This is a genomic window from Nostoc sp. TCL26-01 (genome assembly GCF_013393945.1).
GTDB lineage: Bacteria > Cyanobacteriota > Cyanobacteriia > Cyanobacteriales > Nostocaceae > Trichormus.
This window is the reverse complement of record NZ_CP040297.1, coordinates 4,332,859-4,357,754: the sequence shown is the minus strand read 5'-3', so window position 1 is coordinate 4,357,754 and position 24,896 is coordinate 4,332,859. Positions and strand designations below refer to the sequence as shown.

The following is a 24,896-nucleotide window of genomic DNA, read 5'->3' as shown; positions in this document are numbered from 1 at the left end:
GTTCTGTGCTGAGAATGAGTCATTGCACATTTATGTGTTTATTTCCTCATTCACAGTTGATTAGTGGCGATACTTATAGATTACAGGTGATAAAAATAAAAATATCTTTCTTCATGCGAATGAGGAAGCCAGCTAATAAATATATGAAAAACCCCTATTTGGAATGAATAGGGGTTCAACTTTTATTAATCTAATTTATATATTCTTTCTAAAATTCAACTGGAGTTACCACCTTCACCCCTCCACCAAAACCCACAATCCATCGCCACAAATCAAAATCAGCTAAAGTCCACTTAGGAAAAGTGGCTTGAAACCGATGGGGAAAATTGCGATCGCGTGGCGGCTCTGAAAGAGCATCGCCTGTCCTCTTCAAACAAAATAATGACTCAGGTAAATTAATTGTAATCTTGTGAATTGGTAGCACAAGTTTTCTTATAATTAATCATTATGTTTAACAAACATCATCAATCAGTAAATGGCAGAATATGACAATCTCTGTAAAAACCTCGCCGAAAAATATCCCCGTGATTTTATTCGCTGGCTATTAAATCAAGAACCCCGTCAAATTAAAATCTTAAAAACCGAATTGAACATCGAACCAATTCGCGCTGATTCAGTGATATTTTTGCAAACAGAAAATTGCATCTTACACATAGAATTTCAAACCACAATCAAATCGAAAACCCCACTGGGATTGCGGATGCTAGATTACTACGTGCGCTTAACACGGAAATATCAACTTCCTGTGATACAAGTAGTAATTTTCTTGCAACCGACAACTGATGAAATTGCTTTTACTACAGAATATGTCAGCGAGACGACAATTCATCGTTATCGAGTGATGAGAATGTGGGAGCAAGATACAGCGATATTTCTGAATAATATAGGATTGTTACCGTTAGCACCATTAACTAGGACTGATTCCGCACCAGCGTTATTATCGCAAGTTGCTCAAAGTCTTGCTAGAATTTCAGATATTGAGACTAGACAGAATACGACTGCTTATACAGAAATATTAGCTGGGTTAAAGTTTGAGCAAGAGTTGATTCTGCGCTTTTTACAGGAGGAGACTATGCAAGAGTCTGTAATTTATCAGTATATTTTGAATAAAGGTGAACAGCGTGGTGAACAGCGTGGTGAACAGCGTGGTGAACAGCGTGGTGAACAAAAAGAGGCTTTGCGTTTTTTAACTCGTATGTTAAATCGGCGATTTGGCGAAATTGATTCAGCCATAATTGAGCGCATTCAAGTCTTATCTACATCACAATTAGAAGCATTAGGAGAAGAGTTTTTAGATTTTACGCAAATCGCTGATTTAGTCACTTGGCTTGAGCAAAATACTGGTAGTTAAATGATTCTGATTTTTCAAAAGAGAGATGAGATATTTGTATATCTCATCTCTTTTTCTTAAGATTATACAGCAGCAAAATTTCCATTAATCTAACTTCCGAAAGAATTTAAATTTTACTGTTCGGATTGATTTTCAAATGTCATAATTATTTAAAATTCCTACACCGATTGTCTTCACCCTCTGCACCAACTCTTCTGGAGTTACCACCTTTACCCCTGCACCAAAACCCACAATCCATCGCCACAAATCAAAATCGGCTAAAGTCCACTTGGGAAAAGTCGTTTGAAACCGATGGGGGAAATTGCGATCGCCTGTTTTCTGCAAACAAAATAATGACTCTGGTAAATTAGTTGTAATCTTGTGCATTGGTGGCGACATTTTCATCTGTGCAAACCGTTTTGTCCCCTCAGTAATAAAGGGATAAATCTGATCACTAAACCACAGTTCCACCGTCACACAAACTTGCATTCGTTTTTGGTTATCAGCACTGAGAAACAGTTTTTGATCAGTGGTGCTGTTTCCTAAGTACATACCCGCACCAGCTTTAAATAATTTTTGTAGCTTTTGTAACGTCCTTTCTTGTTCTTCCGGACTACGTTGTTTAGTCTGTAGTCTACCTAAAAATAGTCTATCCAGACGTTCAAACCTCAATAAACCAGCAGTTTCACCACTGACGCATTCATAACCCAAGTACCAAGCAAAGTTAGAAAACACCATTTGTAATGGATACGCTAAGAAAAAGTCTTTTTCATCTCCTGTGTATCTACCTACACCTGCAAACCGTTGTAACTCTAAAAGCCTTCCTTCTACAATTGCCGTCTCTAATTGAGCAAGATTATTACTTAACGCGCTACTATGGAGATGTTTGGAGTCTACGATAGAGGTATTGGCGATCGCGCGTACTGGATAAATATTTTCAGTATTTTCAATAATATGTGTTTGTAACAAACGCTGCTTAAATGTTTCGTAGATTGCTAAAGCCTGGGGGTCATTTAAACTGTTAGCTTGAGATTGAATTATATCAAATATTTTGATTAATTCCGCTTTAGAAAGGATACCTGTACCAGCAAAATAACCACTACGCATAGGAAAATTAGATAAGATTTTATAAGGTTTTAAAACTTTTTCAATATCTTTACGAATTGTAGCTTTTTCGCTATTAGGATTATAAATTACCCCAGCTTGTACAAGAGATTGAGTCAGAGTTTCCAAGCTACCACCACCCACGTTAGCTAAAAAAGGGTAGTGGACAATCAAGCGGATTGTACCGATTAAACGCTCAAATACTTGTTTGTCTGAGTAAGAGTGGACTCCATTTAAAGATATCAATTCATTGCTATCAAATTCTTGAGTATTTTGACTAGTTGCAGGGGAAGTAGCATTGATAATCCCTTGAGTTTCCAACCATTTTAAATCAGCAGCAATAGCATTTTCCTTTGCATAAACCACACCCCGCAGTTTAGCCATTATGCTAGTAATCTCTTCTATAGAGTTAGTAAAATTAGGAACGTAGCCAAGGATGTTTTCTAATAATTGAGGTTTAGTGAGATGAAATTCTCCAATACCAGGATAGTTAATGATTAAGAATATCAAATACATCAAACGCTCAAAATCTAGCAGATGACTATAACGATGGGGTGTGATATTTGCATGACGATTTTGGCAACTGACAATTTTCCGGGGAACATCTGCAATTAGTTTAACAATTTGAGGTGAGGAAAATTTGGATGTAGTCACATCAATTTTATTAACTGCGGTGAATCCTTCCCCAGTCATCGGCGGGAAATCTTGCAGCAGTTTATACATACTTTCAATAATATGGGTGGGAACTTGACGTTGGCGTTGTTGATTCCACTCAATGCAAGTTTGCAGTGGAGTTTGCAAGTACCAAGCAATCCAGTTAGGTTGAGTTAATTCCCATTCTGCAACTTGGCTATTGACTTTGAGTAAAAAATCAAAGCGAAAACAACGCTTATAATTAGTAGCATCATAGATGATACTTTTACCCTCACTCAATGCAGTACAAATACGGTGAAGGGCGATCGCCTCGATTTTGTGCCATTCCCCTTGAATCGTCGCATCACCATATAACTCTTCGCGGATGTCATCAGTTGAGATGATTTCGCAATTTCCTAAGCTAGATATGTGTTTTGCAAAGGTAGATTTACCGCTTCCTGGTGTCCCGATGAGAAAATGCGCGACTGCTTTGGAGTCAGTTTTGGTTGATACTTGATTTTTGAGTATGGCTGTTGGCATATATTTTGCTGAATTTGTTATGTTTGATTTTAGAGTGCGATCGTATGAGTGTGCTTTAGTGTTGGTGCGAATGACGATTTTTTCCATGACTCGGTAAGTTTCCATTAAATCTTCTCCACATTGTTAGTAGAGAAGCGTTCACTACACAAAAGTCTGGAAGCAGTTAGGTGGTTTCCATTAAATCGTCTCCACATTATTAGTAGAGAATTTGTTATTACAATACGGAACGCCGTATCTTAAAGTTTCCATTAAATCGTCTCCACATTGTTAGTAGAGAAAGCCCATAAATAAAGCCGTCTTACCTACTGGTAAGGTTTCCATTAAATCGTCTCCACATTGTTAGTAGAGAAAAGATTATCCTTGTGACGCAAAACTAAATATGGTCGGTTTCCATTAAATCGTCTCCACATTGTTAGTAGAGAAACTAATAAAAAAAGGAGATATTAATGATATTAAAAGTTTCCATTAAATCGTCTCCACATTGTTAGTAGAGAACTGAATAAGAGGAGACCAATTAGCATCGAAGCGCGTTTCCATTAAATCGTCTCCACATTGTTAGTAGAGAATGCATTTTATACTTGTCCTTCATCGCTTTGTTTGTTTCCATTAAATCGTCTCCACATTGTTAGTAGAGAAGATGCAGCCTCAAGATTTAGCTGAATTTGAGCAACGTTTCCATTAAATCGTCTCCACATTGTTAGTAGAGAACTGAGAAACGCTGATCTCGAAGGCGCTGACCTCGAAGGCGCTGTTTCCATTAAATCGTCTCCACATTGTTAGTAGAGAATCAAGGGAAGAGTTTTTATAAAAGCTTGGTTTTATGTTTCCATTAAATCGTCTCCACATTGTTAGTAGAGAATAGCCTAATCTCGGCCCAGTACGTTAGGTTTTGGGTTTTATGTTTCCATTAAATCGTCTCCACATTGTTAGTAGAGAATTTACGGATCAGGTAGGTATTTAATTCATCGTGCCGTTTCCATTAAATCGTCTCCACATTGTTAGTAGAGAAAGAGAAAAACTAGTTTAATACAAGTTAAATACTTGTTTCCATTAAATCGTCTCCACATTGTTAGTAGAGAAGATCGCCCGGAGGTTGCAGCAAGAATGCAAAGTTGTTTCCATTAAATCGTCTCCACATTGTTAGTAGAGAAAAGCGCGGTATACCCAGCGACGAGATAGCTTTTATTCAAGTTTCCATTAAATCGTCTCCACATTGTTAGTAGAGAAGGCTGAAGCCTGAAAGCATTGAAAAACAAGACTTACAGGACTTATTTTCGCGGATATCATTCAAAAGTACAATTTCAGCGATCGCCTGTCAATATCTCCTCTCTAGAAAAATCGCTCAAATGTATTTACAGCAAGGGTTTGAGAATTTGCGCGCATTCCTATTTCATAGAGAATGACGCAAACGCTGAACAGAAGAGGGTTTGAGGGTTATATAACATTTGTTCAATTAAAACAGCTAGAGATTCGCGCAATTGTCCTTTCATTGAACTGATCCTTGCAACCCATCTTGAGTTAACTGAGTTAGAACCCAGTCACGAACATCAGAGTAAATATAGTAAGGACTATTCAATCCAACATACTGACTAACAGGTTTATTAAAAATCCGTGCTGTTTGCTGACTGATATTCGTGATTTCTGTCAAAATTTCTGTCGGAAGACAAGCTTGATTAGCATATTTAATCTTATACTTTCTATCTTTTTCTAGTATTTTTCCCATACTTTCTAAAGAAACACCTTGAGAACTATGGATGATTTGGTTTCGTTTATCAATCCAATAATCCAGTTTATCTAAAGACTCAGTAATCTTTTGCCAAGCAGTTTTCTCTATGAGATTACTTCTAAAGTTAATTAGAGCATTGATAAACTTCCTTTTGCTAAATCTTCCTGGTAAACGGTATGGTGACTCATTATTACATTTTTTACCTTCTGCTCTTTCAAAGTCTTGCCATAATTGAGATTTAGATCCTACTCGATTTTTATCTACATACCAATCATCAGGATAGTTAGTTTTATCAAAATATTTCAACCCCTCTAAAGACTTAATTATATCATGTAAACTTTCTTCACCAAAAGAAGCTAATCTAGATAAAAAATGAGCAATTTGATTTAGTTGCCAATAAATACGACATTGTGTATAAATATTTAAAAGCCGATCATAATTATCATCACAAACTAATTTATGCAAATTACTAGATTGACGCAAATATTTATTTTCAACCTTTTTTAAGTCCTGACTAGCTTTAATATTATCCAAATTCAAACAATCTACCGCTACATTCAACGCTGTAATAACTTGTTCAATTAGAGAATCATTGATAGCACTTGCCTCAATTACATTTTCTTGGACTAAGGATTGTAAGTATCCTTGAAAACTTCTCATTAATTGAATAGAGCCATCAAAATCCCAGCGTTGCAAAATTTGATTAACTGCTTGATATTTTTGTCCTCGAATGTATAACCAATAAGCATTTAATTTACAAGGTGATGCTTCTCCTGCTAAAACTTTGATAATATCTAATTCTGGCTCTAGATAAGCTTGAAAATCTATACTCAAAGCCATAACTTGAATTCGCAAAGCGATTTGCATTTGCGGTGTACCACCCTTGAGACTAATTAAAATCTTATCCTCTCCCTGACTAATTTTATGCAATTGCTCATAATAATAATTAAACAGAGCATCTTGCTCAACAGGTTTAATATGCTGAGGAATAATGATTGGTGTAATTTGTAAATCTAGCATTTCTCTTTGCAACCAAATATTGAGAATTTCCGCCAGATTAACCGTATCTGTAGGATAACCATAAACTTCCGTCGATGGTTGATCAGTAACAAAATAATAAACGTGTTTGACATGAAACTTTTCCTGTGCAGTTTTGATAATTCCCCATATTCTGCCAGGAAGTAATCTGGAATGCCAGTAGTCAGGATTTTGTTGGTAATTTTCTAATATTTTGTGAGTTAAATCTCGAAATGAAGCATTATTATTCAGTTTGAGTTCATCACATAAAAATTCTTGAATGAATGCTTCACGCTGCGACCAAAGTGCTGCTTCATTAGAATGTGCAGGTGGTAACTTAATATTTGGTTCATTCCGTTCAAATTTTATAGGAAAATAGTGATCTTCGATTTTAACTGCTAAGTCAGAAGTACCGAGATTAGCAATAAGTATAGACATATTTTGGTTCTCACTAAACGTAATTTTTGGGCAATTTAACGGGGAACAGGGAATAGTTATCAGGTATCAGTTATCAGTTATCCTGACTTTTCACGTTGTATGGAAAAGTCTACGGAAAATCTAACTTCCGAACCAGAAATTCAAAGTCTCTCTCCTCGTAGGAGAGAGATTTAGAGAGAGGTTTTCCAGATAAGAGTGAAAAGTCAAGAACAGTTATCAAGCATATCAGCATAGACTTAAACCCAGAGATTTAACTGATAACTGATAACTGGTTTATAACCTACCCTGCCAAATTTCTCGATATTCCCTGATAGGATGCTGGCGTTGTATTAATGAATTGAAATATGCTTGACGTTTTTCATTATCAACCCCAAAGATAGTGACGACATCAAAGCGATCGCCAACACGCGAGATCCAAATAGGCGATCGCATCCGTATCGAACCACATAACTCTGAGGGGTGAGCCTTGTCTATGGAAAAACTTTAATTACCTCATTTTCATTTTCTAGTGTCCTGATAAAAGCTGCACGTTTTTTATTATCAAGTCCAAAAATTGTCACTGTTTGATAGCCTTGGTTTGGTAATGGGAAATTAGATTTAATAATCACAAAAGAAGGAGTTCCTAAATTACCACCAACTTCTGCATTACCATCACCCTGGCGATTTACTCCTTTATAACCACTGTTGTAGAGTGTTTCTAAAGCTGTACCATGTACATGAGGCTTATTACCTTCTTGTAACCAATTACGAACATCTTTAGGATGTTTTAAAGCAGGCGATCGCACTAAATAAATTGCCGCTTTTTGATTCAGCACATCTTGATAACGATTTCTCACACTTCCAGGATCACCAACAGCAGGACTATCTTGAGGACTCTGTATTGATATAAAATATTCACGTAAATCTTGTAGCAGTCTTTGCCAATCTTCTTGATTATAAGGTAACTGCATTCCAGATATTTCCCAGTAACACCCACGGAATCTAGGGTGATTCCAATGTAATGGTCGTCTAGAACCTTTGCCAATACCACTGATATGAGATGTTAGTTGTAACAGCTTTTGAATGAGTTTTAAATGAGATGCTGATTTTGCCTCTAATAAAATAGTACCGTGGTATTCATCAGGACGATTTTTCTCGGTAACTTTCTTGTTCAACTCCACATTAATAGAAATACTTCCTCTGTGACTTTTAGGCTCAATTGTGCCAAAAAAAGTATCCTCCAGCTTTTTACATTCTCGCAGTGAATAAATCCCTAGTGCAACTGCTCTGAACCAATAACGTAACACACCACGTAAAGCCACTGGACGAAATTCTGAGTTATTAGTATCAGCACCATGTATACCTTGCGTCCATAATTGGAATTGATGCTGAGATGCGTGAGGTAAACTTGTACAAAATTCACTGCGTCCATATCCCGCACTGACACGAGAACCAATTCCTACTTTTAACGCTTCTATTAACCATTGCTTGACAGTTTGGACATCTTGAAGACTTCCTCTCTTAGTTTTAGCTAATCCAATCCGCAAATGCGGTTGTTGCATAGAGATAAAATGATGAGGTACTGGTTGATATTGCAGGTTTTGATTACCATGCCATTGAGGATTAGTTATATCCATATTTAAGCAGGGTGCTGTGGGAAAAGCGTCAAAAATTTGCACACAACCAATACCATTATCAAGCGTACCTAATAAACGATCAAGTTCTGCCTCATCTTTAGCCCAAGCTTTCACTGCACCTTTGAGACTACTTGCAGGTACATAGGGAATACCATATACAGGATGAAGCGCAGGTAGAAGTAGTTCTTTAAAACCACGCATACCCCCGACACGTAAACGCCAAGGAAAACTTACATCAAGTATTTCATTAGCTAATCGACTAGTTTTATCAGCCAAATATTTATATAATTCTTCACAGGTCGAATCTGCATCAATTGCAGCTTTCAAGATTGTTTTACCACTCTCATCATCTGACAATGTGTGCTTCAGTTCTTGCAAAGGATTCATGATTTTTGTCACGCCTGAAGTCTGAACCAGACAATTAACTCGCTGACGTTTGAGCATATCTGGTAGTATATTTAATATTTTCTGAATATTTGCTTTTGCCTTTTTCTGTTGTTCTTCATCAGGAAACAATAAAGTAATACTGGTATTGTCAACTGCAACTAAAGAGCTATCCTTAATTATTTGATAGATAGCAGGAGGCTGTGGCTTTTGTTTCTTTAGCTTTTCCAAAAGTTTAGTCCATTCTTCTTGATACCAAACCATGTTTATTCCTCCGCTTCTCCTAAAATAGCAGTAGACCAGAAAGACCATTCCCTTGCTAACTTAATTGCTAAATGATTGAGGGCAGTATACTGTCGCAGATCCATATTGATTAAGCTACTCTCATCTTCTAAATTAAATTCTCCAGAGCTAATTTCTTGCAAATTCTTTAAAAACTTGCGATAGACATTCCCCTTGTATTTTGTATCTTCACTAGTTCTTCTCAAAAATTTACTAGCGTCTCCACTCAGCCGATGTAACCCCCAAGTAGATATATAAGTTGGTAATCCTTGTACTAAACCACTGGCTTTTTTCCAATACGGTTGTGAGATATGATATCTATCTTCTTCGTCATCTCTCAGAGAGATTAAAGCGTGATAAGCCTTTTTACTAAAAAACCGGGAATCTAGTTTTTGCATAGTTAATTTACCTGCTTAATTTCAATGGTTTTCAAATCTGTCCAACCTCTACCCAAGCTTTCTAGTCCACCAAACTGCAATCTATCTTGAAAAAGTTTGCCAATTTCCTGGCGAATATTTTTAGTTACATTTGTGTCCTTAGCTATTTTCATCCCCCAAGGTAAGAATAAAACTGCTTCAGGAGGAATGGCTTCTTCCGAACGAAAAGAACCACCTTTAACTGTTTTGGAATCTTTCTCTAAAGCTACTCTGACTTCTCTGACTAATCCTGTTTCGACAAGAGCAATACAATCTTCATCATTAATTACTACTAGTTTATTTTTGATTTCCCCCATCAAGTCATTTGTCTGGATTAAACTATCTAAAGCTTTGAAGATATGAGAAAAATCTATTCTGAGTAAATGCTCACGCTCAATTAATGCAGTTTGTAAATACAACTGTTCTGCTGGGAAACTGACTACTGCTGACTTATTTTTACTTAAATGACTTCTACATTGACGGGTAATATTTTTAACCTCTGAATTTTTCAACCAACGATTCCAGCGTTCTAGCCATAAAGGACAAGTTATCCAAATCATGTGATGACTTAAAGATGCTATGGGAAAAAGTAACAAGGTTGCATCTGCAAACCATACTTCCCCTTCTGTCGGTTGTTTTCCATCTTCAATTTTTTGACCAAAAAATATGTCAACTTCATTAGGACATATGCTTGTGAGTTCTGCACGAGTTTTACCTCGTATTCCTGAAGCTGGTAGATAAGGAAAATCTGTATGAACTTCCCTCGCAATACCCATTAAGTTTCCTTCATTGGAGCTACTACCAGTATGTAAAGCAGTCAGCAAATACACATAAGTTAGATAGTGATTCATTTTCTTATTCCCCACAAAATTGTTCCGTAATTAAGATATTTAAAAATCGCAAGTACGCCGTCATTTATTGATGGCAGTACAGATGTTTCCTTGGGAATCTGCTTGAATAAATACACTGTCCCTGGGGGTACGAATGCACGTTGCGGTAGCATGGGAGTTGCTGTATGCTTAGATTTACCACCCCATAAAATCGGGCGATCGCTAGCACAACTGAGTAGACTTTCTCGCCACACTCCAGGACAAATCCCATAAACAAATTTTTCAGGATCAGTTTGTGCTAGTCCAGGAGTTAACAGGTAAGCTTTATTGCAGTCTGACGATGGCTGCATAAACTCCTCAATAGCATCCCAATCAGGTAAACTCTCCAAAGGAGAAACTAAAGCCCGATGTCCCTCGCCTCCCAAACGCACTACAGATGATTCCAAAGTTGTGTTAATAGCTGCAACTAACTTCCAGCCAGTATGTAGCCGCACTGCAACTTCCGTAAAATAACCATCTTCATTTAGAACTTGGCGCTGGTTTGTTTGCATTTGAATATGAGGTAAAACCTGCACACTCCAAGGATCATCATGAAAGTCTTGAGGATTATGTAGACCTTCTCCCTTCAGGTATCGAATCAATGCACCAGCTTTTATCCAAGGTTTTGGACGACCACAAATCCATTCATTCTTACCTCTCACCGATGGACTATCACAGATATCTGCATTGTCAGTAATTGGCGGCGGAATCATGGGAACAAGATGATTTTCCTCTAGGGAAGCCGAACCAAAACAGACATCTTTCCATATAGGACTGCTAAGGTCTGATGGTTGCAGACAAACCAGACGCGACCATTCATCTAATTCCTCTATTTTGTCGTACTCTGGATTTTCATCTAGGTTATTACTACGTTCCTTCACACAAAGTAAATCCTTTGGTGTAGGTAGCCACAGTTCTTCACCTGTAGATGTCTCCCGCAGCAAAAACGGCCCAATAAATTCTAATTTTTCTGTAGTTTTATCTGTTTTGGTGACAGAACGTAAGGCTTGAAAAACAGCCGTTGGCATCGGTGGAAACATTCCCTTAGCCCATGCACCTTCTCCTGGGGAAAATGGTTTCGCCTCTCGGAATAATAAGACATCTAATGCTTCAATTGCATACCATTTTTTCATTTTCAGTTTCTTGAATCCAGTTACTTTCTACTTGCCAACGCGACATCAAAAACGCCGTAAATTTTAACAGCATAGACATATCTTCTGGCTCATTCCCTAAAGCATTATCTTGATTTTCTTTGCTTTTTTTACCTATGCAAAAAGCCCACTCTTCCCATTCATCTAACCAATTTAATAAAGCATTTTTGACATCTTCAGGAACTTGTTGATTACGACTTTGAAAAACCACCTCAGCAACTTGTCGGAATAACTTATCATTCTCTGTAACATCAGCATGACGCAGTAAATCCTCTGCTAATCTATACATAATTGGGCTGAAATCTACTTGTTCATAATTTTGACTAGCTTCGATAAATTTCCACCAACTTTCGAGTAAATGCCCTTTCATTAAGGCTTCCAGTGTATTGCCAGAACCGTAAATTATTTGGAAGCACAAACCATCTTTATTAGGTATTTTTTTATCTTTAACAATTCCCCCTAACAGCTTTTTCGCCTTATCTTTTTCTGCTGACCATAACTTTTCTAGAACAGTTGGTAAAGGCACACTTTTGTGAGCAATAACTACTCCTAAACTCATCGTTGCTTCTTTACCCATAGTAAATAACGGACGAGATGGAATATCGGCTGGCTTAGGTATTTCTTCATTCCATTGCCAATAACCACCCATACACCTAAATTCATCTTCAGGGTCTTCGCTACCACACCAAGCGGCACGTAATGAACGCAAAAACTTAGGTAAATCAGCTAATGGTAATGCTACCATTACATCATCTCCACCACTATAAATGACCCGCCCACAACAACGCTGTTCAGTGATATAAGGAACTAAGCGGTTAGAAAAATCAAGCAATGCTCGGTTGAGTCCAACGTGAGTAGCAGGCCCCATTCTTTTGCGTGTATTTTTTAATAATTCCTCCCATGCTTCTTTATCTCTGATATGATTTTCATCAACTAAATCCTTAATAATGTAATCTTCGTATTTTTTGAGCTTACGTCCATTAACATAACCGCCCATCCCATCGCCATCACCTAGTACCAACACCCACCAATCAGCAGGACTGCTATCACCAAAGTGTCTTTTTTGAACTTTATCAACGATACTTCTTAACGCAGATGTTTCTGAAGCTTCTAATCCCGATGTTTTTGAAGTTTCTAATCCCATATCATCTGCAAGCCATTTGCTAGAAAACATTACACCGTTGTAACCTTTTTGATAATCGGTATCTTTTCTTAAAGCCTCATCCGCTCGTTTGACTTGAAAAGGACGACGGGTAAGTTTTCTAAATTCTCGGTACTTACTCTCTTGATTTTGGAATTGCGGATGTTGTTTGAATTCCTGTTCTAAATCTTGCCAATATCTTGCAACTTTAGGAGCATTATGACTTGCAAAATGTGCTGCGGCAATAGAACAAAGATTCGGGAAACAAATTAACCCTTCATAATCATCATCATCACTCAAAGGAATTCCTAAAGATTGTGCTACACCCCCATATTTCCAAGCCATACGCTTAGTTAATTCAATCGCATTCAGTTTTTCAGAACCGTTGAATAACCCTGGATAAGCGAGTGCCATAACACGCCAAAATAAGCGTAGCGATTCTGAAGGTACACCGAACCCATTTTGGAATTTTTGATAATTAAAGCGCGGATATAAAGCACTATATTGACCAGAAAGGGTAGAACGTTCTCCAGGCGCAACGGGTATTTGCCAATTCCGGGTATTTTTAATTGCTTGAATCCCGTTACCAAGACGTGCTTGTAGACTTCCCCACCACGAACCTACATTAAATTTTCCGTATACAGGTTGTTCCGCAGGTGATGGTAACTCAATAATTGGTTGTGCTATCTGATTTTGTGAATTTATCCATGCTTGTAATTGATGATTTCCTTGCTCAATTTCTAGAGGTTGTTCAGGAGAACCTAACGGAACTGCGACAAAATAAGTTTCCCATGTGTTATTAATTTGCACATCCCAAAGTTGATTCCATTCCCAATTACCTCCTTGATAAAAATCTTGGAGAGTTTTTTTAATATCTCGACCTTTTTTTATCTTGGTAAGTTTATCTTGTTCTAATTCTGTTTCATTCTTATCTTGTACAAATTCGTCAGTGATTAAATTCCAAATTTCTGATAATTCCTGTTCATCCATAACATGGATAAACTCTCTGGCAATTATTTCCCAAGTTCTTTGTAATTCTTCTTGATTTTCTACTAAATCTCTTACTCTTTCTTTGACAGAACTTCTGACATCACGGCTGATTTTTAGCCAAGTGTCTTTTAGAGTTTGTTCTAAATACTTACCTAACTCTACCGCTTTTTGTTGATTAGGCATGAGAATAGTAATTACATTGGGAAACCCTGCTGTACTTAAACTTTGGGAATGAGAACTTTCAAAATTGTTTGCTGGATCAATTTTTATATGTTGGCAAGGATTTTTAAATATTGCTTGAATTTGTGGTAATTCACTAAAATGTTCAATCATCAAGGCATCAATGATTTCTTGACTCCACAATGAAGGAGTAATGACTGTATCTGGCCCATATTTTTTAGCAACTTCAAAACAAAGTAATGCACTAAAGTAATGCAGTAAAAATGACCCAGCCCAGAAATCAAGAAATTTACGTGATGACTTAATAAACTCTTGGATAGGAGAAAAGGTGAATAGCAGTAAATAAGGAGATTTATTGCTAGAATCTGACTCATTTTCATCAGAAAATATTGCTCCAGTTAAGGCGGAAACTGTGCTTTGATAACTGTGTAATGGACAGTCAGGTAAAATCCGATGCGTAGGAATTAAAAGAGCATTTCTTGCATCTTGATTAACTAACAGTTCTGGTAAGTATCGCCAAAACCACCAAAATACTGTCTCTGCGTCTTCTTCTTGAGCAATTCTACTAATATCTAAGGACTTGTCAAATGCTGTAACTGTAATTTTTTGTTGTTCTCCACTAATGCTATGACAAACAGTAATGTGATTTTCATTACTTTGAATTACTACATCATTCAAGCTAACACGATCCGAGGAACTGCTGATACGTAATGCTTGTTCAGCATTTTGGCTTTCCCACCATTTCTGTAAATCTGCCAAATATGGCTGTAAACAAGCTAAATTATCGTAAATATAATTCAAATCTACTCTCAGCCAATCAATTTTTTCTATTGCTCGTAAGAACGCATATATTTTTCTATGATAAACATTCATACCTGTCGATTACCAGTGACTAAATGTAAGTTATATCACTGCCTGCCAAGTCATAACTTTTTTCATGCGAATGACAAACAAAAGTATAAGTTTTGACATTGATTGTAATTTCAGTTCTTAATTATCGGTGAGAGGTTAAGATAATCTTACTTTTACCAATTAGAAATTATGCTGAAAATTTGGAACAAGCAGAGGTATGAAGTTAACTCTTGTACTGAATCGATGGAGTAAGAATAAAAGATGCTAGTATGGTAAAAGTTACTAGAGAAGACGACTCTCTAAATTGGCCAAGTAACCGTTGGGGTCTGTGCGAAATCGATATTGTTCAATTCTGGCTTTGTGGTGTTTTTGCAATTGAGAGCGTAATTCGAGCCAAGTATGAATATCAACTTGTGCTAAATCAGATGCGGTAAAAGAATGAAGTTTAGTAGCGAGCGCGCAGGCAAGTTTGACAGAACCACGAATAACAAGGGATGAGGGGGGAACCTTACGACCAGTACAACGACGTTGATGATGACGTAGCATACCAAAAGCGTGTTCTAAGTCATTATTAGTTCTAGGAAAATCTTCAATTTCATAACAATGAAAAAGTCCAAACCAGTAGCTGTGGGTGGTTTTTATAAAGTTATCGATTGCCGTGTTCAGTGTACCTGCTTTCTGCTTCTTTCTGTTGATTTGTAAATCTCCAAATATAACAAATTTGTCTATATTTTATTACCAATTTTCTATATTTATTCAGTCACATTAAGCTATATTTTTCTTCCCACTCATCAAATTTAATTCTATCAATGAAGATGTCAGGGATTTCCTCAATTGTTTTTTTTAGTTTTTGTAAAAAATTGCTTTCAAGTATTTCACTACATTGTGGCATAGCAAAGTCAGGATCGATAAATCCATTTTGAGATATAGCGATCATATTAGCGAGGGACACGTCAACAGTAATATCATTGCATCCATATTCAAGAGGATGTAGGTCATACGGAATATCATTAAGTTTACTAACAAGTCTTGTATCAAAATCTATATCAGGTCCAGTCAGCTTAGGCACAGCAAATTCAAGACCGAAATAAAATGCTCTAATCGAGGCTGGTTTCAAGCTAGTATCTACTGAATTTGCCTTTTTAACTAACAATGAAAAAAACTTCTGAAGTTTATGATCATTTGACAAATAACAGTCAATTTCTGTTTTGAGTAAGCAGAGTATTTCTTCAGGATTATCTACTATTTCAACAGTTAATAAAAAAACTTCTTGCCAATGTCTATCTAAAATATGGGCTATGAAATGTTCACAAAAGTCATTACAAAACCACTTCGCTACTAAATATTCTTGAAACGTCAGGTGTGAAAAAGACCAAACTTTCTGCGATCGCTCAATCAACAACCCATGCTGAGAAGCGATCGCTTTCAAAACTACTCGACTATCCCGCAGCCTAATTCCCAAAAACTCTGCTATGTAACCCTCAATTTCTGACTGCTCAAATAAAACATACTGCGGCTGCTCAAACTTTTTCACCGCCAGATAACTAAGTAACTCCAGCTTTCGTTCCAGTGATAAATCTCGGTAAATCTCATCTCGCTCAATCTCCCTTGACTTATCCCACTGCTCTAGTAGTAGCTCTAACCCTTCCTCATAAAGCTTGGAACGCTTTGAGTAGAACTTGCCAGTTTGGTTAAATACGGCACAAGTCAAACTCAGTAAAATTGGTGTAATTGCTAAATCTTGTATCGGTTTATTCGCTTCCAAAAAAAGCTGATTGAGAAACTCATGCGATCGCACTAATCCTGCTGAGTCATCCCCAATAACTGCCAAAAACCAATCCTCGGCAAATAATCTCACTTGAGCTTGATTAAAATCTGCTACTTCTACATAATCAAAACGCTCAAACCGCGATTCTTGGCTTTGCGTCCGACAGGTTACAATTACCTGCACCTGCGGATAAGAACGAGCAAACTGCTTAATTTGCTTGGTGATATTTTTACCATTTTCCCCTGTGACTTCATCTAAACCATCTAGCAATACCAATGCTCGACCTTGATGGAAAATCAAATTAATTTCTGTGTTTGATAATTGCCAGCACTGCTCAAAATAACGCTCCAGCAAATAGGCAAACTTACGTCCATCTTCTACAAACTCTCGTAATTTAATCAAGGTAGGAATTCGATGCGCTTGTAAATTGCCAGCGTTGCACTCGGTAACTATTCGTTGCAAATAAGTGGTCTTCCCTGAACCTGGTTTACCCACCACCATGAGATTTGTATTTTTCGCCAGTACCACTAGTCCTGAAACCCTTTGTCGCTCTCTACCTAAGCCAATGCGATCCAAACTGCGATAGCTTGGATTCTTACTGAAATCTTGCCACAGGTCATCGAGTTCTGACCTACGACTACTGCTCAGTTCCTCTAGGATGTTCACATCTACAAACAAATCACCTAAAGGAACCCAGTGATCTACACCCCATAGTGGCATCGTGCTATGTAATTTCTGAATATCATCATGAATGCGCGATCGCACTTGTTGCACCAGTTCATCAACAGACTGCTGGTTCTGCTCTTTAAATGCGGCAAATTGACCAGTGACTTTTAGTTCCTCAAGGAGAGACCGGACAATTTCTCGAATTATTTCTGCATCTGCGCCATGATAAGTGCGATCGCCTATATGAATTTCCTGTCCTTGTCCCAGGTGGACTGCATATTTCCCTTGCTGAGAGACAATTTGACCACCACCACTAAGCCATTGTTGCAGAACTGTTATGTCAGTTTCAGTCTGCTGTTTTTGGACGATTCGCTCAAGTATGGCGTTTAGTTCTTCAGGGGTGGTCATTTTGATTGTGGTTCAGCAGTCAATTTTTATTTGGGTTGAGATGGCGATCGCAACTAAGTAACTTATTTATATTACTGTTGTAAACATAACCTGATTTTATCGTTGCCAAACTTTAATAGTCATAGATTAGTAATTTGCTCAAAAATCGCGGTTAACTCTTGGGTCAAATATAAAATTGTAAGGCGTTGCTGAGTGCGGTATGAATCAATTAAGCACGAGGATAAAATGATACTTCAAGTAATGAAGTAATAATCTAATAGAGTATTTAAGCATTTCTACGGACTTAGAATAACACAGCGTTTTGCGATGGAGTCGTGCTAAGTAATGACGTAAACGAGTGTTTTCACCTTCTACTCTAGTCATGTAAATCTTGCTCACAATCTGATCACCTGGGTCAATAAACTGAGGGTAAACTTTCCATCCATCAGTGACATAAAAATAGCAATGCCAACAACAAACTATTTCCCATAAAGGCTTAAAAGTTTCTGCACTATGATCTCCCAATACCCAAGCTAAAATCCCCTCTTGAAAATGATTTACTGCCGTCCATAGCCAAATTTTGTTTTGTCTTGAAAAGTTTGCTCAACGGGGGGAACCCCCGCACGCAACTTTTCGCTTTTTGAGCCAATAAAAGTTTCTAATTCATCGAGTTCTCCAACTTCAGGAATTTCCTCGATTGGTGGTGCATCTGGTAAATTTTGACCCAGTTGTTTTACCCAAGTAATAATTGTCGTGTGATGGACACCTTTAACTCGTTCAATAGCTCGAAAACCCATACCATTGAGATACATCCGAATACATTCTTCTTTGATTTCATTGCTATAAGTTTTTGATGGCTCATAATCCTGAATAAACTGGCGACGGCAATTACAGCAAATGTGATTCTGTTTACCTCTTTTTATTCCATTCTTACGGATATGATGAGAGCCACATTCAGGACAATTCATGTTTTAGCACCTTATATTCATACCTTATTATGCAACGCCGATTTTTAATATCTAGGTTGTAATTATTCGCTTTCAAATCTGCAATTGAAACTTTCCAAGCAAATTCATTTTCCTCAACGATCGCCTTGGCAAAGCGATCGCTTGATTTGAGACAATCAGAAATCCGATTAATGGCAATCTGTTGATAATAGCGTGGCTGTTTTTTATCAGGACTGGGGTAATAATCTTGAGCTACAATTGGCTGAATATCTGAGTTAATACCCTTCCAATCACAGTATTTCTGCCAAAGTTCCTTCGGTGTCGGGAACTGATTGAGGGGAATTTCCCGTTCTCGTTGTCCTTCGGTAATGGTGCGATCGGACATCATAAAAGCGTCACCATTCGAGCTAAAGATGAATGGTACATCAATTAATTCACCAGTTGCGATCGCCTGTTGCATTCCCGCGCTAACGCCGTGATTATTATCTTTAGCTTCAATTACAGCCAGTGGTACGCCAGGTTTGTAATACAGCACATAATCAGCGCGTTTCTGCTCACCTTGACTCCAGCCATGAATTTCCGCTCATATTTATTCCTGTTTTATATCTATCATTTTTTTAGTGAAATGGTATCACTGATTGAGTCTTATTCATCTTTTAGCAATTATTATCTTTGGCTACCAAATTACATCAACAGGATACTGTGTGATTTTATTATCTACAGTAATTATGGGCATTTTTTCCACTTGACTTTGAGCAATAATTATTCGGTCAAAAGGGTCTTGATGTAAAGCAGGTAGATTGACGACTTGTAAAGCGTGATTCACTTGAATAGGCAAACTTTCAAATCGATTTATCGTCAACCGATTGGGAATGTAAGTTTCTGGTGGCTCTGGTAAATTTAATTTACCCAAACGAACTTTAATTACAATTTCCCATGCGCTTGCGGCACTAAAAAATAAGTTATTCCCTGGATCAGCAATTATATTTCTAGCTGTAGATGAGAGTCGGTTATCGTCAATAACCCACCAAATAAACGTATGGGTATCAAGTAATGCTCTCATGCTTCTGTGTCTGTTGGGTTGATAAAAGCATTTAGCACCTCGTCGGGGAGGGGAGCATCAAAGTCTGGGGAAATTATTACCTGACCACGATCTAAACCTGGAATTCGAGGTAATTTCTGTTCAGCAATTGGGACTATACGCGCGATAGGAGTGCCTGCTTGAGAAATAATCACTTCTTCTCCTTCTAGCACTCGACGGAGTAGTTCCGCAAATTCAGCTTGACCTTCCGGGATTTCTAGGCTGTACATATCTAGTTAATGACAAGGATATTAATATCCTGGCATAGAGTTGTCATGGCGATCGCACATTAGAAACGTGTCAGAATTGGCAATGCGATCGCTCTTACTAAATTAATGTAAGGGAAAAAGTGGGCGATCGCCTAATCACATATTTTGAAGCTAGGTTTTGTCGCTCAGTCATCACGAAGGCTACCACTATGCCATAATTCCTCAATACCTTGACGGATGGCATGATTCATATCTTCTAAAGATTTGGGTGCGCCTTGATATTTTAAGCAACCTGCAACATCATTTAATGTAGTTTCTACAAAGGGTTTCTTGGGTTTGAGAAGAATCCCATCACCCATATTAATGGCTATTAATTCCTGTCCGATTTCCCAGCCTGAAGCTTTCAGTGATTCTTCAGGAATAATTACTTTTCCTTCATTTGATATTTTGGTTATTTCCATATATTCCCAAGTTTTTTGTGTGAACCAAGATTCTCACTGTTTTGGTTCTTATATTGACACTTAATTGATCGGCTAAATTTAACCCTAATTCCTTAAAATTTAAATACATATTTAGCTATCATTGTCAAGATAAAAGTCTTAAGCTAACTAAGAAATAAAATTTTACATTTAAATTAGAATGAACTTTTCTCTTTAGGTTTTGGGTTTCTTTTCTTATGTGTGAAAGCTACTTTTAATAATTTCTAATAAATGGTGTAAAAATGGTGTAACTTATAATTTATTCACCTGAAAACCTTGATATAGAAAGATTTTGGACAGGACTAAAAATCCTCGTGTCACCAGTTCAAGTCTGGTTCCTGGCATAAATTGCAGCCTAATGTGCTACTTGGCATAAGGCATAACTGGTATAAAACTGACATAAGCTGACTAAACTCTTAGTCAGCCACATTCTTTATTTTGTGGTGTCTTCAAGTTTTTGGTGTAAATAGTGATCATTGCAAATAATTGCCCATTTGTGGTTCTGACTTATGAGGGAAAATTTACATTTAATCGCACCAGACGATTAAAATGGCTGCTATAAGAACTAATACTGCATCCCTGGGCTGCAAAATCCTAGAATTTTAGGTGAGTCTGAGTAGGCATTCAGGCTAGGTGTAGCTTTAGATAAATTAATTATTTTTGTTATTTTCTCAAGATTACATCAACAACTGTAACAAGTTTTCTATTATTTGGTAGCCCCATTTAATTGTCATCAATCCACAAATGATGCTGATGGAAAAGCACAAAATTAAGCCTGTGGCGAATGGGAGTGAATATCCAAAAAAACTCACATAGCCAACCCAGTTTATGAGAACAATGACTAAACCGATTGCTGCACCGACACTAAAGCGTTTAAGTAACTTTGCACTACTTTCCATCTGAGATTCCGGTTGATTAGGAGACATGGGTGATGGTTCCATAAATAGTCTTGGTTTGATTAATGCAGCAAAATTATCCGCAAATGAGTGAATTGATTTAAATTTAATGATGCGATCGCTTGTTTCTACATACTAGCCATACTACTATGTTATTGATTTAACCAAATATCTAAATCAGCAACAGTAGTAAAATCTAGTAATGCTTCACCTAGATTCTCTAATTGTTCAGTCGATAATCCTTGAACGCGCTCGATTAATGAGACATCAATCTTACCAATACGGCGATTGAGTTGACGGAGTATTAAGTCTTGTTTTCCCTCTTGTCGTCCTTCTTGCTTGGCTTGTTCTCTATCTTTTTGATATGGTGGTTCTAGTCGCATAATAATCTATTAATAGTCATTAGTAATTGGTCATTATTCAATAGTCATTAGGCAACAGATTCTTTTCTTCTCCCTCACTCTCCCACTCCCTCACTCCCCCACTCCCGACTCAGCACTCCTTCACTCCCTACTTAAAGAATTAAATTGCCAAGGCTGGACGATGTTGAATCCAGGGGTTAGCGGCTTCTAATTGGGCTGCAAGACTGATGAGAGTGGCTTCTGCTGCGGGTTTGCCGACTAACTGCACACTTATGGGTAAACCATTGTGATCGAAACCTACAGGTAGAGCGATCGCTGGTTGTCCTGTAGCATTAGCTGGGGGACAAGGGGCAACCCAATTAATAATTTGTTGAAATGTGTCTTCTGGACTCAAAGTAGCCCATTCACCAATGCGGATGGGTGAGTGTAAGTACACAGGCAACACCAAAACATCGATATCATCAAAAAATGCCACAATTTGCCGTGCGGCTATCTGCATTTTATAAACTGCTTGGATATATTCGGCAACTGTACCAGTCCGTGCCAATAGCCAACGATTCAATGGCTGCAACACTTCTGGGGGAATACCTGCGGCTGCTACACCAGATTGCCAAACAATTTGGAATGGTTCGACTAAGCCACTAAAATCTGGGGATTTTTGCACAACTTCATGACCAAATTGTGCTAGTAATTTCACTGTTTGCCAAACACCTTGTTGACAATTAGCATCAGCTTCACCTAAAGGGATCATGCCAGTACTAAAGGCAATGCGTAATTTCCCCGGTTGAGTTTGGGCTGCGGCTAAAAATGATGGTTCTGGGTCTGGTAGCCAGTAAGGATCACCAGTCACATAACCAGACATAGCATCTAACAAAGCTGCTGCATCAGCCACAGTACGAGCAATAGGGCCATTCGCCGCAATTCCTGCCAAGCGATCGCCTACAGGCGCTTTACTAACTCTACCTCGTGCTGGTTTAATTCCCACCAAACCACAACAAGCCGCAGGCCCCCGAATCGAACCGCCACCATCAGAACCTTGAGCAATGGCGCATAATCCAGCTGCTAAAGCCGCCGCCGCCCCACCACTGGAACCACCGGGGGTGTATTCTAAATTCCACGGATTTCTTGCAGGGGTGAATCCTGTCGGTTCTGTGTAGGGAAATGAACCTAATTCAGAGGTAGCGGTTTTCCCAAGAATCGTAAACCCAGCTTGTTTAATGCGAGTCACCACCCCATCATCAAATTCTGGGATGTTGTTTAATAATGCTGGACTACCGTAAGTACATGATACACCAGCCACAGTGTTGAGGTCTTTGATCGAAATAGGTACACCGAAAAATGGCGGTAATTCAGTGGTTTTTGTCAGTAATTCAGTTTTGAGTGTAGCATCAGCGATCGCTAATTCCGATGTCACTGTAAAATAACTACCCAATTCAGGATTCAACGACTGAATCCGTTCTAAATATATTTCTACCAACTCTAGGGGAGACACTTCCCGCCGTCGGATTAACCGCGCCAACTCTAGCGCTGGGGTAAAGGCTAAATCAGTTTCATTCATAGGTTGGTGATTGGGTATTGGAGATGGGGGATGGGGAAATAATGTTTTACGGGCTAATGTCCCATGACGTTCACAGTACTTCTCAATTCCCGTTGCTGAAAAGGAAGACTTGTTACTTTAGCAAAATTTGCGGGAATTATAAATCTATCGTTTCTGTGATTTATCAAGCAACTAAGTTCATTAGTGCAGGAAAGCCAGAGTTTCAGGACAAAGAACGCTGAGGCTAGGAAAAAGCAAATATATTTATGACTGAATTAGAAATACTAATTAATGACTTGCCTAAGATTGTTTATTGCCTCAAGCTGACTTTGGGTAATGCTCAAGAAATTATGCAACAAGTGGTGCTAATTAATCAAGCTCAGACGCAACTCCGCCATATTCAACAAGCGATCGCTCAAGACTTAAATTGTGTCAGCCTCAATAGTACATCTGTGGGTACGCTAGCCCCATCTAGTACTACCAACCGATTATTCGTCCCAAGTATTTGGCGTACAGAGCCTGCAATAACTGGTAATGTCAGATTAATCATAGAGAAATTTGGCAATTCCGAAACAGAAATATCTAGTAATGCCCTAAAATCTAAGATTGATTGCTGGATTGAATGGGGTGATTTATTGCAGGCGATCGCCGCAGATATTTTAAGCGATGCCCAGTTAATCAACCAAATCAATCTAGATATTCATCATCCCAGTTTAACTACACAAATTAAAATTATTGAAAATAGCTTAAAAATTAATCTTGCTGCTGACAATTCTCTGATTTTACAAAAACAAATTCAGCAACTTATTAGCATTGACCAGGATTTACTACAAGCCCAAAATCAATTAACTTATATTATCAATACTATTAAAAATAGCCATAGATTAGTAACAATATTATTGGCAATATCATCATTCTGTGGTCAATCCGGATTTTCTGTTGAGTGGTTAGATGATACCCATGAATTGATTATTTCTAGTGAGTTTAAATTTCAAGAATTAACAGATATACTTAATGACTGTGAAATTTTCCAAAATAAAATCAACTCATTTTTACTACAAAACCAAACCCTAAAAAAACAAGCACAAGAAAATTTAAACAAAAAAAAATCTCCAACCTGGTTATCCAGAATCACAAATCACAATTTAAAAACATTATTAAAAAAAAATCCCACATCTCAAGTCATACACAAAACTCTAGTTTTAGCTTCTAGTATAGCTGTCTTGGGTTTTGGAAGTTGGATAATTAAAGAGCAAATTATTCAATATCAGCAAGCAAAAATAAATATTGATCCAGAAATAAATGCTGTGAATAATTTTAAATCCGCTTTAAAATTAGGAATGGAAGCTTCATTTATCGCTCAAAATCCTCCCCATAATTTAACAATATGGCAGCAAGCAGCAATCAAATGGCAACAAGCAATAAATTTGTTAGAAACTATTCCAGAAAACACATCAGTTTCTAGCAAAGCTCAAGAAAAAATCATTCGCTACCGACGTAACTACATTGCCATCAAAGAAAGAGCCAATAACGAGAAGCAAGCGTCAGACAACTTAACCGCAGCTGAAAAGTTAGCCACAGAAGCTTCTTTCTTTTTGGAAACTTCTCCTAACTCCCTGTTAGTTTGGCAACAAGCTAAAGATAGATGGCAACAAGCAATTAAATTATTAGAATCAATTCCCAAAAATAGCTCTGTATACTATCAGGCACAAGCCACGCTTCCCAAATACAAAACACACTATACAGCGCTCAATGCCATCATTCAAAATAGAGAGCAAGCAAATTAGTCACCCCATGTGGGAAATTCAATATACAAGGTTGGTGTAGCAGTAGCGTCACTCAAAAACTCGATGCCAGTTGCACAAGTCGGGAGATCCTTCCTGTCCAACTGGCTT

The 24,896-nt window shown here is 37.7% G+C and carries 18 protein-coding genes, 3 pseudogenes and 1 CRISPR repeat array; of the genes and pseudogenes, 2 read left to right on the top strand and 19 right to left on the bottom strand.

Annotation, left to right across the window (positions count from 1 at the left end):
- Nucleotides 1-208 precede the first annotated feature (208 nt).
- The gene (locus FD725_RS18985; protein ID WP_179049584.1) at nucleotides 209-424 is read right to left on the bottom strand and encodes a hypothetical protein; all 216 of its coding nucleotides are present in this window, start codon (nucleotides 422-424) and stop codon (nucleotides 209-211) included.
- Between the two features lie 51 nt (nucleotides 425-475).
- Here FD725_RS18985 and FD725_RS18980 point away from each other — a divergent pair, with 51 nt between their 5' ends.
- Nucleotides 476-1,351: a DUF4351 domain-containing protein gene (locus FD725_RS18980; RefSeq protein ID WP_179049583.1), complete on the top strand. Its 876-nt coding sequence runs from the start codon at nucleotides 476-478 to the stop codon at nucleotides 1,349-1,351.
- A gap of 132 nt (nucleotides 1,352-1,483) precedes the next feature.
- Here the strand turns inward: FD725_RS18980 and FD725_RS18975 are convergent, their stop codons facing one another.
- The 18 genes and pseudogenes from FD725_RS18975 to FD725_RS18890 all read right to left on the bottom strand — a co-directional run bounded on the left by FD725_RS18975 (nucleotide 1,484) and on the right by FD725_RS18890 (nucleotide 23,022).
- Nucleotides 1,484-3,694: a WYL domain-containing protein gene (locus tag FD725_RS18975; RefSeq protein WP_306296877.1), complete on the bottom strand. Its 2,211-nt coding sequence runs from the start codon at nucleotides 3,692-3,694 to the stop codon at nucleotides 1,484-1,486.
- A 10-nt stretch (nucleotides 3,695-3,704) separates the two neighbouring features.
- A CRISPR array of direct repeats spans nucleotides 3,705-4,834; the repeat unit is 37 nt; unit sequence GTTTCCATTAAATCGTCTCCACATTGTTAGTAGAGAA.
- 259 nt (nucleotides 4,835-5,093) lie between these two features.
- The gene (locus FD725_RS18970; RefSeq protein ID WP_179049582.1) at nucleotides 5,094-6,788 is read right to left on the bottom strand and encodes a hypothetical protein; all 1,695 of its coding nucleotides are present in this window, start codon (nucleotides 6,786-6,788) and stop codon (nucleotides 5,094-5,096) included.
- Between the two features lie 273 nt (nucleotides 6,789-7,061).
- The gene (locus tag FD725_RS18965; RefSeq protein ID WP_179049581.1) at nucleotides 7,062-7,220 is read right to left on the bottom strand and encodes a hypothetical protein; all 159 of its coding nucleotides are present in this window, start codon (nucleotides 7,218-7,220) and stop codon (nucleotides 7,062-7,064) included.
- Nucleotides 7,221-7,258: 38 nt separating this feature from the next.
- On the bottom strand, nucleotides 7,259-9,052 hold the full coding sequence (locus tag FD725_RS18960; protein WP_179049580.1) for an RAMP superfamily CRISPR-associated protein: 1,794 nt from the start codon (nucleotides 9,050-9,052) through the stop codon (nucleotides 7,259-7,261).
- 2 nt (nucleotides 9,053-9,054) lie between these two features.
- Nucleotides 9,055-9,468, bottom strand: coding sequence for a hypothetical protein (locus FD725_RS18955; RefSeq protein ID WP_179049579.1), 414 nt, complete (start codon nucleotides 9,466-9,468; stop codon nucleotides 9,055-9,057).
- Between the two features lie 2 nt (nucleotides 9,469-9,470).
- On the bottom strand, nucleotides 9,471-10,337 hold the full coding sequence (gene cmr4, locus FD725_RS18950; RefSeq protein ID WP_179049578.1) for a type III-B CRISPR module RAMP protein Cmr4: 867 nt from the start codon (nucleotides 10,335-10,337) through the stop codon (nucleotides 9,471-9,473).
- Nucleotides 10,334-11,488, bottom strand: coding sequence for a type III-B CRISPR module-associated Cmr3 family protein (locus FD725_RS18945; RefSeq protein WP_179049577.1), 1,155 nt, complete (start codon nucleotides 11,486-11,488; stop codon nucleotides 10,334-10,336). Before FD725_RS18945 ends, cmr4 begins: the two co-directional genes overlap by 4 nt.
- Nucleotides 11,466-14,690, bottom strand: coding sequence for a type III-B CRISPR-associated protein Cas10/Cmr2 (cas10, locus tag FD725_RS18940; protein ID WP_179049576.1), 3,225 nt, complete (start codon nucleotides 14,688-14,690; stop codon nucleotides 11,466-11,468). Before cas10 ends, FD725_RS18945 begins: the two co-directional genes overlap by 23 nt.
- Before the next feature lie 261 nt (nucleotides 14,691-14,951).
- Nucleotides 14,952-15,215 carry a hypothetical protein gene (locus FD725_RS18935; protein WP_179049575.1) on the bottom strand — a complete coding sequence of 88 codons (264 nt, stop codon included), beginning with the start codon at nucleotides 15,213-15,215 and terminating at the stop codon, nucleotides 14,952-14,954.
- Nucleotides 15,216-15,429: 214 nt separating this feature from the next.
- Nucleotides 15,430-17,511, bottom strand: coding sequence for an NACHT domain-containing protein (locus tag FD725_RS18930; RefSeq protein WP_179049574.1), 2,082 nt, complete (start codon nucleotides 17,509-17,511; stop codon nucleotides 15,430-15,432).
- A gap of 204 nt (nucleotides 17,512-17,715) precedes the next feature.
- Nucleotides 17,716-18,458, bottom strand: a pseudogene (locus tag FD725_RS18925) (IS1 family transposase).
- Between the two features lie 148 nt (nucleotides 18,459-18,606).
- A pseudogene (locus tag FD725_RS18920) lies at nucleotides 18,607-19,002 on the bottom strand (type I restriction endonuclease); the annotation flags it as partial.
- Between the two features lie 111 nt (nucleotides 19,003-19,113).
- The gene (locus tag FD725_RS18915; RefSeq protein ID WP_179049573.1) at nucleotides 19,114-19,500 is read right to left on the bottom strand and encodes a type II toxin-antitoxin system VapC family toxin; all 387 of its coding nucleotides are present in this window, start codon (nucleotides 19,498-19,500) and stop codon (nucleotides 19,114-19,116) included.
- The gene (locus tag FD725_RS18910; RefSeq protein ID WP_179049572.1) at nucleotides 19,497-19,748 is read right to left on the bottom strand and encodes a type II toxin-antitoxin system Phd/YefM family antitoxin; all 252 of its coding nucleotides are present in this window, start codon (nucleotides 19,746-19,748) and stop codon (nucleotides 19,497-19,499) included. Before FD725_RS18910 ends, FD725_RS18915 begins: the two co-directional genes overlap by 4 nt.
- A gap of 164 nt (nucleotides 19,749-19,912) precedes the next feature.
- The gene (locus FD725_RS18905) at nucleotides 19,913-20,188 is read right to left on the bottom strand and encodes an AbrB/MazE/SpoVT family DNA-binding domain-containing protein (RefSeq protein ID WP_179049571.1); all 276 of its coding nucleotides are present in this window, start codon (nucleotides 20,186-20,188) and stop codon (nucleotides 19,913-19,915) included.
- Nucleotides 20,189-20,883: 695 nt separating this feature from the next.
- Nucleotides 20,884-21,147, bottom strand: coding sequence for a hypothetical protein (locus FD725_RS18900; RefSeq protein WP_256871656.1), 264 nt, complete (start codon nucleotides 21,145-21,147; stop codon nucleotides 20,884-20,886).
- A gap of 107 nt (nucleotides 21,148-21,254) precedes the next feature.
- Nucleotides 21,255-21,491 (bottom strand): annotated as a pseudogene (locus FD725_RS18895) (DUF4351 domain-containing protein); the annotation flags it as partial.
- A gap of 133 nt (nucleotides 21,492-21,624) precedes the next feature.
- The gene (locus FD725_RS18890; RefSeq protein WP_179049569.1) at nucleotides 21,625-23,022 is read right to left on the bottom strand and encodes an amidase; all 1,398 of its coding nucleotides are present in this window, start codon (nucleotides 23,020-23,022) and stop codon (nucleotides 21,625-21,627) included.
- 245 nt (nucleotides 23,023-23,267) lie between these two features.
- On the opposite strand from FD725_RS18890, the gene FD725_RS18885 reads away from it, so the two are divergent.
- A complete protein-coding gene (locus FD725_RS18885; protein WP_179049568.1) occupies nucleotides 23,268-24,788 on the top strand; it encodes a hypothetical protein in 1,521 nt (506 codons plus the stop codon).
- Nucleotides 24,789-24,896: the final 108 nt, after the last annotated feature.